We start from the raw sequence: 12,928 nt of genomic DNA, 5'->3' as shown, positions 1-12,928 counted from the left end.
CCGACGGAAGGCGTCATACGTTTATTTTAACGAATGAAGTATGCCTTCCGTTCGTAGATTTGTCCTCCATTGCTTTACTGTCCGGGCTATAGTTGCAAGATACATCGGGAAGAACTCGCTAATTCACACATGAGCCATCGTATCCACGCATTATTGCACTATTCGGTTTCAGCGGAGTGGAGATAATGCAAACCCGAAATAGGCCAATCATCCTTCTTGTGGCGGAAGCAGTCACGCTTGCGCATTTCGCACGAATTGCAACGCTTGCAAGGACCCTTGATCCATCGTCTTACGAGATAATTGTTGCATCGGATCCTCGTTTTATCAATCTGGAAGCACCGCTTGGGGATGGGTTTCGTCCAATTCGCTCAATCTCCCCCGTCGAGTTTGCGGAGACCCTTGCCCGAGGCAAGCCGCTGTATAACGCCGAGACGCTTACACAGTACGTTGAAGACGACCTGAAACTGCTCGACAGCGTCAAGCCCGATCTGGTCGTCGGTGATTTCCGGTTATCTCTGGCGGTAAGCGCGCCGTTAAGCAAAGTACCTTACGTTGCAGTAGTCAACGCCTATTGGAGTCCTTTCGCAGACATCAGCTATCCGGTGCCTGATCTGCCTATGACCCGGATTCTGGGGGTCCATCTGGCGCAAAAACTGTTCGATATCGCCAGACCCATGGTCTTCGCCCTGCATGCCCGACCACTGAATCAGGTGCGGCGCCGCTACGGACTGCCGCCTCTTAGGGCAGATCTTAGAAATGCCTACACCTGGGGTGATTACACGCTATATGCGGACATCCCCGAATTGGTCCCGACTCGCAGCTTGCCAACCCGCCACCACTACCTCGGTCCAGTGCTCTGGTCCACCCATACACTGCTACCGGATTGGTGGGATCGCTTGCCGGAAGATAAACCGCTTATATTTCTGACCTTGGGCAGTTCGGGGCGGGCGGAACTCCTGCCTATGGTGCTTACCGCCCTGGCGCGGCTACCGGTTACCATTATGGCCGCTACCGCCGGCAAAATCGAACTGGGCGATATGCCTGCCAATGCGTACATTACCGATTACCTGCCCATGAACATTGCAACCCGGCGCTCGCAATTGGTAATCAGCAATGGCGGCAGCCTGACCACCTACCAGGCAGTTGCTAGCGGAGCGCCGGTCATTGGCCTGTGTTCCAACATGGACCAACTGTTGAATATGAACGCGATGGAACGCCTGGGCGCCGGCCTCTCGCTGCGTGCCGGAGAGATCAGTAGCAGAGAACTTGTGGCGGCGGTCAAAGTGATACTGGGGGATCCCTCTTATGCTCAGGCGGCCCACCGGATTGGCCTGCTGTTGAAGCAGTATGATGCGGGGCAACGCTTTCGGAAAATTGTATCGGATATACTCGCCGGGGAGAACGGTCCTTCATCAGATCCACTCCGATCGTAACGGCGGGATTTAAGCGTTGCAGCCCCAATAGACCGCCCCAGGCAGTTGTCGGAAAATTTTATGTCTGTACTGGTGAACCGTTGCCCGACTGCGGATCAGAGCGCAAGGAGCCGGTGAGTGAATAAAAAAAAGCAAGGGTTTTACCCCTTGCCCTTCAAGATGGCCAGTGCAGAATGTTCATGCCTGCTTGCGGCGGCGGGCCGCAAATCCCATGCCTAGCATTCCCAGCCCCACTAGGGCTAGTGTAGCCGGTTCAGGAACTTCCCCAGGTACTTTATCCACGACCTGCGATTCCTGTGTGAAGAGACTGATAGTATAGGTGCCGGCCGCCAATGGATCGGTTGTTACGCCAAACTGGGTAAAAGCACCACCATCATTGGAATAAAACGCCCCATTACCATCGGCAACGAGGTCATTGATGCTGATGTTCAGGCTCTGGCTATCTGCGATTTCAGTACCGCCCGTCACTCCGCCAGCAGCGCCGTCCGGCGCCCAGCTGAACACTACGAGACCTGTGTCATCATCGCGGATGGTGATGTTGTTATCCAGGTTGGGCGAGGCCGAGGAACCAGCGTTGTGAATGAACGCTTCCAGGTATGGGTTTGCTTCAAAAGTAAATGTCAACGCACCGGGAGCGCCCATATCCAGGCTCATTGTCAATATTGAGCTAGAGCTGTTTTCGGCGCCCGACGTGGCGCTGCCAACCCCCTCGTGAATATTCCCCTCGGCGGCATTGATGACTTCGAATCCCTCAGTAAGGGAAGTCTGCTCACGGATGGTGTTGCCATCGGCCCAGGAGTATGAATTGGCGATCCGGCCGAACGGCGAGTAACCGCTATCGGTTTCGGCGAAACCACCCACCGTCTCGTCGATCCTTACAGGGCTCCCCTGCGTTGCAGGGAGGGCATTGGGCGCCGTACCAGTATCGAGATCCCCTGCACGGGTGACCGGCATCGGCGTCCCTGTTGTACTGGTTGAGGAACTGGAACTGGTTAGAGTGGCAGTGCCACCTTCCACGGTTATAATGCCATTCCGAATATGGTTATAAGAGAAGGCATAGGCGCCGGCCTGTGCTTGGCTGGAAAGCGCCATACCAGCCGCCATCACACTTGCCGACAGCGTAAGAAGCTTGAATTTCGTTTTCATGATTGATACTCCTCAGTTGGATAATTTGATATCGAGTAATCTTTCAAAAGCGAAGCGACCAGAAGTGGAGCCACGTTCTAATTGCGGGTCTCACCTCTGATATCGTTTTTAAAGCAAAAAATATGCCCCGTTATTTTAATAGTTTAATTCCAATCACTTAGGCGTCCAGCTATCAGCTCGGGCACTCAAATGCACCTTAAACTGTAAAATAACTCGACACTCTTTATTCGCGAGGTAGTCTCCCTCCGCTTGGAGCGAGCCTAAGGTAAGACGAGATCCAACCGCCGTTTTGTTTCCTATTTCTGATGCAATCGGGGAGATTTCAGCAGGGTAGTGGCCAGAAAAAGGTGGCTCAGTGTCATGAGAATAGAAGGATGATGGCGAACTGCGGCTGAATAGACGGTGGAGATTTGAGATCGGCTGGATGCGAAGTAATGACAAAATAAAAGTTGCATTTGGTACGAGCGTTCCCAGCCATTTGTCGAGTAAATTTACATTTACTGTCGTGCTGCGAACGACCGTACACCTATTTTGCACAGACGAATCATGACAGCGGAGGCGGGTCCTTCCGCTGGCTAATGCGCGAGTTCAGCGCAATCCCGCGCATTGTGCTGAACGTCCACCCGTTCGAGTCATGGAAGGATGCCAATGAAGATTACTGGTTAGCTAGTAGAGGAGTCCAGCGAAAGGCGTCCTCGCAGCGCCTGGAAAATCGCACCAGTTGAATTCGCTCGTCAGCATTGGCTAAACTGGGAATGCGGTAGAGAAATACGGCTCGCGATCAGCTGTGGAATTGTCTACAAAAAGCTGTGCGGATCACGACACAAATGAGTGGGATTAAGTTATACAATTAATTGCGAACCCGCCTCATTCCATATACTTGTGTTGTTAGCTTCGCCGGATGTTGTTATGGCTTGATGCGGGAATAGACTCAGAATTCCAGGTTAGGTAAAACTCGGACAAAATAGACTTCAAGTCTTATCAAAAGTTTTTCTGCTTAACCGCAGTACAAGGCGGTCCAATCGAAAGCTGTTGGCCGGTTAATGTGCAGGATCCGATTGGCTACCTTTTTTCCCTCGTGATGGGATAAAAAATAGGGGTAGAGGGATCTTTCCCGAGGTTGATGCGAGCCCGCCAAAGAAGAAACCTGCGCATCCACGTAATCCAATTCCAAATGCAGCAGCACCGCGGGCGCGTTTACTCGTTGACAGTTGCGCGTTTCCCCAAGCTGGTGGAATCCTAACATCCGTTTATAGTACCCAGTATGCCGTGGGTTAACCTCGATAAAGAAATCGGTCGCCCTATGAATAATGCGTGCGCATATATAAGCAAGATTGAAGAGGGACGCAAGCAATTCCTTCGAGCTGAACTGAGGATCTATCGCGAGCTTTGACAGCTCGCATACCTTTCTGTCCTCCGCACGAAAGGTACTGATCTTCTCTTCATAAAGTTCGTCAGCAAGCAAACCATTTTCCGAATCAAGTCCTAGCGTTAGCGTGCCAACAAGATCCTGTCCGCTGAATGCTTCCAGCGTAGTTTGGTGGTGTGAAGAAACTACGGTACTCTCCGTACTATAGCCGCGCCAGGAGTACATGCGCTTGATCAGAGCACTTGCCTCACTGCGCCGTTCCGATGGCTCGGTTAGACGGATACTGTAATCGCCACGGCTTAAAACACAATTTTGATCAGGGATTTCATTCCGAAACTCCCCCTTTGAGTGTGCGGGAGGCTTTGGCATTAAGTGGAGCGTGTTGCACTTCCCACTTGCTCCGACTGAAGAGGGCAGATGGGTTCTGTTAAAGCGAAGACTTTCATCATTGTATAATAGCATAATGCTAAATTCCCTTATTAATCAAACATATATAATCAGGATAGATTCGAATCGAGAGTGAGTAATTTGCCGTGGCAGCATAAATGCGGGAAAAATGAGTGCTGGACAATCTCACCCGCCGGGCGATTTACGTAACGTTACGCATAGGAACTGATCGAGATAAAAGAAGGGAGCCTGTAGATTATCCATTGCATAAAAACGGCAAAATAATTTACGTGGTGCGCGAAAAGAGCTTGCTCGCATAGAAAAAGTATTTTTGCCGCTGGAATGCCAATACACGTCATGCAATACTCAATGCTTAGTCAATAGCATCATCCTTCACTAATAAACCAGTTAATCACCACTTTGAGATGAGAGTTTGTCGATCTTCAGAATTATAAAGCAAGAATCGTGCCAATTTATTTTAGACTTATAATCAAGCTATTAGTACGCCATCCAAAAGAGCCTCAAGCCTAGACTGTAGTCAATTCCCGACAGGTGGTCAGTATTTTAAATTAACCTTTTGTTTATAAAGCAATTAAATTGTCGCTGGAAAGCTACAAGTCGAGTAGAAAGGGATAACGGAAATTACCCTTGAAACACCTGCTTTCTGATCAGCAAATAGTTTTTCTGTCGGCCTTGAATTCCGGGCTTGAGTTGTGGAGAATGGGCGCAAGACCGTTGGGCCGACTTGCGAAAGGCGAAGCTTGCAGGGCTTATTTACAGGGCTGCCAAGGTGGAGGCGCAAACCGCCTTCAAGTTGACAAATGAAAACGTAAGCTCAAGCCATTGACTGGAGCTTACGGTGAAAGATTGTACTAAAAGATAAAAAGATTACATCTGTCAATTCGCGTTGGGGATTCATGTAAGAATCATTCAGCGGCCTAATACTCGCTTACTGCAGCTGTTTCAGTAATGTTCTGGCCTCATCAATATTGGGGAAATTTTTTCCGGTAGCCAATAGTTGTTCAAGTTCTTTACGGGCTTTAGGCTTGTCACCTGATTTGGCGAGTCCGAATGCCAGATGGTAGCGAAATTCAGCTGCTTCCGGGGCAAGGGAAGTTGCTTTCTGCAGGAGTGGCAGGCCGCGCGCGGTATTGCCCTGTTCTACCAATATCCATCCCAGGGTATCCATTATCATTGGCTCGTCTGCAGCCAGTTGGTAAGCCTTCTCGGCATATTCCAGAGCTCGCGGGTCTTTTTCCTGCTGGTAAAGCCAAGCCAGGTTGTTCAGTGCCGGCATAAAATCAGGGACTTGCTTCAGGACGATCTGATACTGCTCGATGGCGGCTTTATTCTGCCGCTCTGCCATGTATGTTTCGGCAAGGTACAGGCGGGTAGGTCTGTCAGCGGGATGGTCCTTCAGCCATTGGGTCAAGCGAGAGCTTGCCTCTTTTGCTTTTCCGGCCTGGCTGAGCGATGCATGCAACTTCACTAATATTGGTCCGCTCTGGTTGAGAGCAAATGCCTGTTCGTACGCCTTTGCCGCAAGCACCGGTTGTTTTTGCCCTGTCAGCAGCTCACCTTCCAGAATGTAACCCACCGGTGACTTTCCCTGTTGTTTTTGAATCTGCTTGGCGATAGCGAGAGCTCGCTCATGATCTCCTTTACGTACCTCCAGCGCAGCTTGGGCCAATTGGGCATCCAGATAATCCGGTTTTATAGCCAGCGCTTTTTTGAGAGCGTCAGATGCGGCTGACGGGTTCTCCATTGCCATATGAATAGAAGCGACGCGATATTGAGCGAGCGCGGATTCCGGCATCACGGCTGCAAGTTTAGTGTAGCTCTCCAGCGCGCCGGCCTTGTCATTGTTGGCAAGTTTGGTTTGTGCGAGAAGCTCCAGGACATCGGGGTCATCAGGGTGAGTGCCTTGGAGCTTTTTGGCGAGAGCAAGAGACTTCTGTTTTTCTCCCAAGCGTAGGTAATGCGCGCCCAAAAGCAGGGAGGGCTGGAGTGCGTCAGGATTCTCCTGGCTGGCCCGCTCCAGCCAAGCCGTAGCCTCCTTGTTTTGTCCCTGCTTGAGAGCAAGACGGGATAGCGCCGTCATGGCCTGAGTATTTTTCTTGTCCTTTTCCAGGATAGCTTCGAAACGCCTTCTGGCCGCTTCCGGCTTTTTATCCTGCAAATCAAGCTGAGCCAAATTTGCCGCAGCCGGGAAATAAGTGGGCTCCAGAGACAGTGCTTTTTCAAAACTCAATCGTGCGCTCGCTGGATCTTTCTTGCCCAGATAGACGCCACCTTTCAGATTCTGGATAAGGGGATTATCCGGCTGTTCCTTCTCAAGAGCCTTTACTGCGGCGAGCGCCTTGTCGAACTCCTTGAGACGCAAGTGGGTCATGACCAGCAGGACGCCGGCCCGGGATGATTTGGGATCCAGCTTTATAGCCGTTTCCAGCTCGGCCACCGCACGGCCACTCTCGCCTTGCCCCAGCTTGCTCATGCTTAAGGCAGTACGCAGCAATGAACTTTTTGGAGCAATATCGCTGGCCTTTTCAAAGTATTCCGTTGCTTTGGCAAAATCCCTGGCCTGCATATAGGATTCACCCGCCAGGGTGAATAGCTGAGGGTCTTGCTTCACTTCTTTGAGTGCGGGGCTCAGTACCGCGATGGCACTCTGAGTATCGCGGTTTTTCAACAGAACAGAGGCTAACAGTTTGCGTGCCTGGAGGTTCTTCGGGTCCTTTTCCAGATAATTTCTGAGGTGACGCTCTGCCTGATTGGCCGATCCCAGAGCGATTTGTACCGCTCCTGCAAGTAGCACGCTAGGCATGTGTTCAGGCGCTTTACTCAGTATCTGCTGTAAGGAGTCCAGGGCAGCAGCATGCTTGCCCTGGTTAAAATCAAGTAGCGCTTGAGTATAGAAAACCATCAAACCGCCGGGCGCTACTTTGCGGGCCGCTTCGATATCCGCTTTGGCAGCTTCGAATTTTCCAGTGCCGATCTCTATGAAGGCTTTATTGATATAAGCAGAGGAGTTATCCGGTTTCAACTTCACAACCTGATCATAGGCGGCAAGCGCTGGATCAAGCTTACCTTGGATGCGCAGCAGGTCACCTTTGAAAAACCAGGCATCAATGTTCTCCGGGTTTCGGGTTACCGCTAGTTCTGAAAAATTCGTGGCAGCCTCGATATCTCTTTTTGAGAGCGAATATTTTGCCAATCCAATTAATGCATCAGGAAAATTTGATTTGTCCTGAAGCGCCTGCTCGAACAGGTCTTTGGCTTCCTCGGTTTTACCCAGTGCCAGCGAAGCGTTCCCTCTTAATGTCGAAATTTCGGCGGATTTTTTATCTTCATAAAGCGGTTTCGTTTCATCCAGAACCTGCTGAAATTGGCCCAAATTGAGCAAAGTCTGCCCCAAGTCAGGTAATACTTGAGCAGGGCTCATTCCCAAGCTCAAGGCCTTCCGGAGTTCCTTCTCGGCCGACAGCGAATCGCCGGTTTTGTTATAGATCGTACCTAGGAGATAGCGGGCCTCGGGATTATCCGGATTTTTCTGCAAGGCATTTTTCAGTTGGATAATGGCAGCCTTGTTATCTCCCTTTTGCTGATATTGCCTGGCATCCGAGATGAGAGCTTTCGCATCTTCGGTCTTGCCGCAACCAGCGACGCCGCCTCCAACCAGTGTCGCGGAGACCATAAGCATCAACAACCTTTTGGTTGCAGCAGCCTTGCTTGAATTACGCATAATAAAAATCTTCCTTCTCTCCGTTAGCGATTGTAATTATAAGTGAACGCAAGCCCTGGAATCTTGATTCCCGGAGGCAAACGGTGGTAGTGTATGCTCAAACCGTTCTGGTTAGCACCCCTTTTGACAAATCACCCAGATTAAATGGTACTCGGGCTATTTCGAAGATTTTGCGCGGTTGAAAGCTGAACGGAAATAGAATGCGGCGGAAATGATCACAGATAATGTTCTGTCTGGCTATCATAGGCTACCGCCGAGGCAGCTGGATGGTCCGTACTGGAGTTGGCATAGGGTGAAAAGGAGGGGAATATTTTATCTGTGCGCGCGTACCCAGTCGCGCCACTGAATAAATAGGCCTGGATCAAGCGCCGCGATGGCCGAGCGTTGCCAGAGCGGCTCAGTCCAGAAATCATCCTGATCAAGACCACACATGCGCCCTCCAGCCTCTTCCAGAATAAGGCTGCCGGCGGCGTAATCCCACAGTTTTTGGCCACCGTGCAGGTACAGGTCAAACCGCCCGGCCGCCGTGTAGCACCATTCCAGCGAACAGGAGCCGTAATTCCGCTGAGAAGAAAATGGGCGAGCCGAACAGATTCCCTCTGCGAGACTGCGGCTAAGGCGTTTCAAATCAACGTTTGCCATCGCGCTTCGCAACGCCGGCACATGTTCCTTGATCGGCAGTTTTTCACCGTTAAGATAGGCTCCTCTGTCCTGCTCAGCGTAGAACATTTCATCAGCGACCGGATTATAAACCGCGCCGAGTACGCTCCTGCCTCGTCGCATAAGCGCCACCGAAACCGCAAAATAGGGCAAGCCATTGACAAAATTGGAAGTGCCGTCGATTGGGTCCATACACCACAGTCCGGCGTCACCTGCATGCCAATGCGCGACTTGCTCATGCTCCGCCATTTCCTCTCCGACGACGGGGCAGGGATAAATCTTTTGTAATTCGCGCGAAAGTGCTTCCTGCGTGACAATATCCGCTTCAGTGAACAGGCTGCCATCCACCTTGCGCTGTCTTGCTACTTTCAGATAGCGCGGCAGTATTTCCTGCTGTGCGACGGCTTTGACCGCACTAATGACCGCATCGAGCACCTGTTATTCCACCCGCCATTTAATCGAACAGCCGATACTGGAAATCTGTTCGTCAGGTCCGCGGCCGGTCTCTGCGACCTGGCGCATCGCCTCGAAGAGATCGCGCCGCGCACCGGGGGGTGCGGCTTCCTTCCGCGAGGCATCCAGGCGGCCGCGGTACTGTAATCCAAGCTGGTCATTGAAGCCGAAGAAATCGGGCGTGCACACTGCCCCATAAGCTTTTGCCACCTGCTGGGTTTCGTCCCATACATAGGGGAAAGAGAAGTCAAATTCCCTTGCTACTCGCACCATGTTGTCAAATGAGTCTTCCGGATAGTCCAGAGGATCGTTCGACATGATTGCAACTGCGCCTATACCGTACTCTCTCAATTCCGTCACGTCGCGCACGATGCGGTCTCGAACCGCTTTTACATAAGGGCAGTGGTTGCAGATAAACATGACGAGCAGCCCGTTCTCGCCCCTTGTCGAGGCAATGTTGTAGCGCCTCCCATCTACTCCTGGTAAATCGAAATCCACCGCCTTCCAGCCGAAATCGCAAACAGGGGTTTCCAGGCTTGCCATGTTCCTCTCCTGAATGATTGACAAATGACTTATAAGCTATTCAACTCAATACTTGAACGAAGCTCGCGCAAAAAGAATTGCGAGTACCGGATATAATTGATAACCAATTTGTTGACGGTGCTATTCAAGACGAATTTGAAATTGGTCGAGGCGTTAATATTATCATGAGAGAAGCCCATTAATTCTCGTTCCTGAAATCAATGACACTGTCCCGTTTTTATTGCCCCGGCGAAATTTTCGCTGGCCGGGCCATCGAGCTACCCGCAGGCGCCGCGCATCATGCATTTCGGGTATTGAGGCTCGAACCGGGCGCGAATGTGATATTGTTTAACGGCAATGGGGGGGAATTCCTCTCGGTCATCGTGCGGATCGGTAGAAACGGCGCCACGGTCGTACCTGAAAGGCATCTGGATATCGAACGCGAGTCCCAACTCGCCATTACCCTGGCTCAGGCGGTCTGCGCCAGCGAGAAAATGGACTGGATCATTCAAAAAGCGGTGGAGTTGGGCGTAAACCGCATCCAGCCCCTGGCGACGAAGCTGAGCATGATAAGGCTGTCAGGCGAGAGAGCGGAGAGACGTATGAGCCATTGGCAACAAGTTGCTATTTCCGCATGCGAACAGTGCGGTAGAAATCATATTCCTCAAGTGCTGCCGCTGGCGCCGCTTCACAACTGGCTTGATACCCAAGCCAGTGATCGTAAAAGTAACGTTTCGCCTGACTCGTGTTTTATGCTCTCGCCTGTCGCAAAGAATGCCTTGCGCGATTTCCCCCGATCTTCCGCTGATGCTGCCATAACGCTGCTCATCGGTCCGGAGGGCGGCCTTACACCGGATGAGGAGGCCGCAGCCAAGGTGGCAGGATTTGTTCCACTGCAATTGGGGAGGAGGATACTTCGTACTGAAACGGCCGCATTGGCGACAGTCGCCGCAATGCAGACGCTATGGGGCGATTATTGATTCAACCTAAATCCGTCCTGTAGGGCTTCCCATCCAGAATGTGAAATTTGAGTGGGGTAAAAAGTCATTATAGTCATAACGCTTAACTGAAAAAATGAGCAATCAACTGCTGGATTCAGGTTCAATTCAGACCGTAGCGGTACCCGGTCGGTTCTGATGCCTGAATTTTGGCTGTAAACTGTAGAGCTTCTTCCTGAATTTCATTTTATCCGGCTTGGTACGGTTATATATCCATGCAGCTTTCAATGCACCAGCCTGAACCGTGAGGCTCGATACCGACTTTGTAGCCTGGTTTCGCTCGGTCGCGCCTTATGTAAACGCATTCCGCCACAAAGTCTTTGTGGTCGCTTTCGGTGGTGAAGTGGTGGCCGACGGCAAATTTGTCGAGCTTGTTCATGACCTGAACCTGCTGGCAAGTCTGGGCGTACGCCTGGTACTGGTGCATGGAGCCCGGCCGCAGATCGAATCCCGGCTGAACGAACATAATCTGGAAACCGTATACGTCAGAGGAATGCGCGTCACTGACGCCGCAACGCTGCAGTGCGTGAAGGAGTCGATAGGGCGCGTTCGTGTTGAAATTGAGGCACTATTGTCGATGGGATTGCCTAATTCACCCATGGCTAACGCCGCCATCCGTGTTGCCAGTGGAAACTTCGTAACCGCACGGCCCGTCGGCGTGATAGAGGGCGTTGATCTGATGCATACCGGCGAGGTGCGCAGGGTGGATACCGCAGCCATCCGTTCCCGGCTGGAACAGGGGGAGTTGGCGCTGCTCTCGCCCCTCGGTTATTCGCCCACAGGCGAGATTTTTAATCTGACATTGGAAAATGTCGCGGCTGAAGCGGCAATCGCGCTCAAAGCCGAAAAGCTCATTTTTTTGATGGATGCCGGGAGTGTAGAAGAGGAACGTTCCGGTTGCCCGGAAACGTTACTGTCGCGCGAACTGACGGTGGCTGAAGGTAAGGCGCTGCTGAAGGAATTTGCCAATGGCGGGGCTAAACTTTCCGACGATGTCCAGTTGTATCTGCCCTTTGCCATGCGGGCCTGCGAAGGCGGCGTATCCCGTGTTCATCTCATTAGTCGGCATGTGGACGGCGCAATATTGCAGGAGCTATTCACCCACAGCGGCATCGGGAGCATGATATCGCAGGGCCCGTTGCAGAACTTGAGGGATGCGAGGATAGAGGATGTCGGCGCCATCCTGCAATTGATCGCGCCGCTGGAAGCCGACGGAACGCTGGTGCGGCGCAACCGTGAACTGCTGGAAATGGAAATCGACCGTTTTGTGGTGGTTGAGCATGATCGTATGATAATTGGCTGCGCCGCGCTCTATCCATTTCCCGACGATAAAGCGGGCGAGCTTGCATGCCTCATCGTGCATCCCGATTATCGCAGTGGAGGATGCGGCGATGCGTTGCTCAAGAATATAGAAACCAAAGCCAGATCTCAGGGAAGCAGGAAATTATTTGTGCTTACCACCCGAACCGCTCATTGGTTTGTCGAGCGAGGTTTCCTCGAGACTGATGTACGCGAACTACCAAAAGCCAAACAGGGACTATACAATTATCAGCGGCGCTCCAAGGTATTCGTAAAACAAATATAGCAAGGAGCTGATAACTTGCCGGTCCATTTATCCGACCATGAGCTTGTCATTCCGTACCTGATCCGGAATCGGTCCAAGCCGGCAGTGGCAACTTTGTCTGCCACCAGTGCCCTGCCCGGTATAACGTTTGTGCCTTTCTTCGCTGCGTGCATAGCGTCAAGCCGCGTGGTTTATGGTAGAAGTCATTGCGGAGAGGATTGTTGTATGACCATCGATCGACTGGCGAAGCTACGAAGTTCTCAGATTTATCTATTGCATTTGGAGAAGATCAAATGGCAAGAGTTGTTAAGTGCGTCAAACTCGGGCGCGAAATGGAAGGGCTGGATTTCTCACCTTATCCCGGCGAGTTGGGAAAGCGTATTTTCGATAGCGTATCGAAAGAGGCCTGGGCGGGCTGGATCAGGCATCAGACCATACTGGTCAATGAGTACCGCCTGAATCTTTCGGATATCAAGGCACGCAAGTACCTGGCTGAACAGCTTGAGGCGTATTTCTTTGGAAGTGGGGCAGAGCAACCTGTGGGCTATGTGCCCCCGACGAAGTAAATATGCAGGGAGAAGCAGATACATGTTACCTGCAAAATTCAGTTCTCCATTTCCGCCCACGGCTTAACAAGTAAGGCAATTACTGCTT

9 protein-coding genes are annotated in these 12,928 nt (G+C 51.6%); 4 read left to right on the top strand and 5 right to left on the bottom strand.

Going from position 1 to position 12,928, the window contains the following annotated elements; genetic code table 11:
• The first annotated feature begins 185 nt into the window (after positions 1-185).
• Positions 186-1,433: a nucleotide disphospho-sugar-binding domain-containing protein gene (locus BMX66_RS07950; RefSeq protein WP_090880590.1), complete on the top strand. Its 1,248-nt coding sequence runs from the start codon at positions 186-188 to the stop codon at positions 1,431-1,433.
• Between the two features lie 177 nt (positions 1,434-1,610).
• Here the strand turns inward: BMX66_RS07950 and BMX66_RS16010 are convergent, their stop codons facing one another.
• The 5 genes from BMX66_RS16010 to BMX66_RS07925 all read right to left on the bottom strand — a co-directional run bounded on the left by BMX66_RS16010 (position 1,611) and on the right by BMX66_RS07925 (position 9,733).
• Positions 1,611-2,579 (bottom strand): EDSAP-1 family PEP-CTERM protein, encoded by a 969-nt coding sequence (locus BMX66_RS16010; RefSeq protein WP_090880587.1) that lies wholly within the window; start codon positions 2,577-2,579, stop codon positions 1,611-1,613.
• A 997-nt stretch (positions 2,580-3,576) separates the two neighbouring features.
• Positions 3,577-4,317, bottom strand: coding sequence for an N-acyl amino acid synthase FeeM domain-containing protein (locus BMX66_RS07940; protein ID WP_090880584.1), 741 nt, complete (start codon positions 4,315-4,317; stop codon positions 3,577-3,579).
• A 967-nt stretch (positions 4,318-5,284) separates the two neighbouring features.
• On the bottom strand, positions 5,285-8,077 hold the full coding sequence (prsT, locus tag BMX66_RS07935) for an XrtA/PEP-CTERM system TPR-repeat protein PrsT (protein WP_090880581.1): 2,793 nt from the start codon (positions 8,075-8,077) through the stop codon (positions 5,285-5,287).
• 312 nt (positions 8,078-8,389) lie between these two features.
• Positions 8,390-9,172 carry an inositol monophosphatase family protein gene (locus tag BMX66_RS07930; RefSeq protein WP_090880578.1) on the bottom strand — a complete coding sequence of 261 codons (783 nt, stop codon included), beginning with the start codon at positions 9,170-9,172 and terminating at the stop codon, positions 8,390-8,392.
• Between the two features lie 3 nt (positions 9,173-9,175).
• Complete coding sequence (locus BMX66_RS07925) at positions 9,176-9,733, bottom strand: thioredoxin family protein (RefSeq protein WP_090880576.1); 558 nt, start codon at positions 9,731-9,733, stop codon at positions 9,176-9,178.
• A 200-nt stretch (positions 9,734-9,933) separates the two neighbouring features.
• Between BMX66_RS07925 and BMX66_RS07920 the strand changes: the two genes are divergently transcribed.
• The 3 genes from BMX66_RS07920 (at position 9,934) to BMX66_RS07910 (ending at position 12,840) form a co-directional block, all read left to right on the top strand.
• Positions 9,934-10,692: a 16S rRNA (uracil(1498)-N(3))-methyltransferase gene (locus BMX66_RS07920; RefSeq protein WP_090880573.1), complete on the top strand. Its 759-nt coding sequence runs from the start codon at positions 9,934-9,936 to the stop codon at positions 10,690-10,692.
• Between the two features lie 262 nt (positions 10,693-10,954).
• Positions 10,955-12,295 carry an amino-acid N-acetyltransferase gene (gene argA / locus BMX66_RS07915; protein ID WP_090880570.1) on the top strand — a complete coding sequence of 447 codons (1,341 nt, stop codon included), beginning with the start codon at positions 10,955-10,957 and terminating at the stop codon, positions 12,293-12,295.
• A gap of 272 nt (positions 12,296-12,567) precedes the next feature.
• Positions 12,568-12,840, top strand: a complete 273-nt coding sequence (locus BMX66_RS07910; RefSeq protein WP_090880567.1) for an oxidative damage protection protein — start codon at positions 12,568-12,570, stop codon at positions 12,838-12,840.
• Positions 12,841-12,928 lie beyond the last annotated feature (88 nt).

The organism is Nitrosovibrio sp. Nv6, from assembly GCF_900110495.1.
In the GTDB taxonomy this organism is placed as follows: Bacteria; Pseudomonadota; Gammaproteobacteria; order Burkholderiales; family Nitrosomonadaceae; genus Nitrosospira.
Note: the sequence above shows the minus strand (reverse complement) of the source record. Positions and strands in the feature narration are given on the sequence as shown.

What these genes read in the sequence shown, in the direction of transcription:
- BMX66_RS07950 (WP_090880590.1), top strand. Translation starts at nt 186, where the DNA reads ATGCAAACCCGAAATAGGCCAATCATCCTTCTTGTGGCGGAAGCAGTC.
- BMX66_RS16010 (WP_090880587.1), bottom strand. Translation starts at nt 2,579, where the DNA reads ATGAAAACGAAATTCAAGCTTCTTACGCTGTCGGCAAGTGTGATGGCG.
- BMX66_RS07940 (WP_090880584.1), bottom strand. Translation starts at nt 4,317, where the DNA reads ATGCCAAAGCCTCCCGCACACTCAAAGGGGGAGTTTCGGAATGAAATC.
- prsT (WP_090880581.1), bottom strand. Translation starts at nt 8,077, where the DNA reads ATGCGTAATTCAAGCAAGGCTGCTGCAACCAAAAGGTTGTTGATGCTT.
- BMX66_RS07925 (WP_090880576.1), bottom strand. Translation starts at nt 9,733, where the DNA reads ATGGCAAGCCTGGAAACCCCTGTTTGCGATTTCGGCTGGAAGGCGGTG.
- BMX66_RS07920 (WP_090880573.1), top strand. Translation starts at nt 9,934, where the DNA reads ATGACACTGTCCCGTTTTTATTGCCCCGGCGAAATTTTCGCTGGCCGG.
- BMX66_RS07910 (WP_090880567.1), top strand. Translation starts at nt 12,568, where the DNA reads ATGGCAAGAGTTGTTAAGTGCGTCAAACTCGGGCGCGAAATGGAAGGG.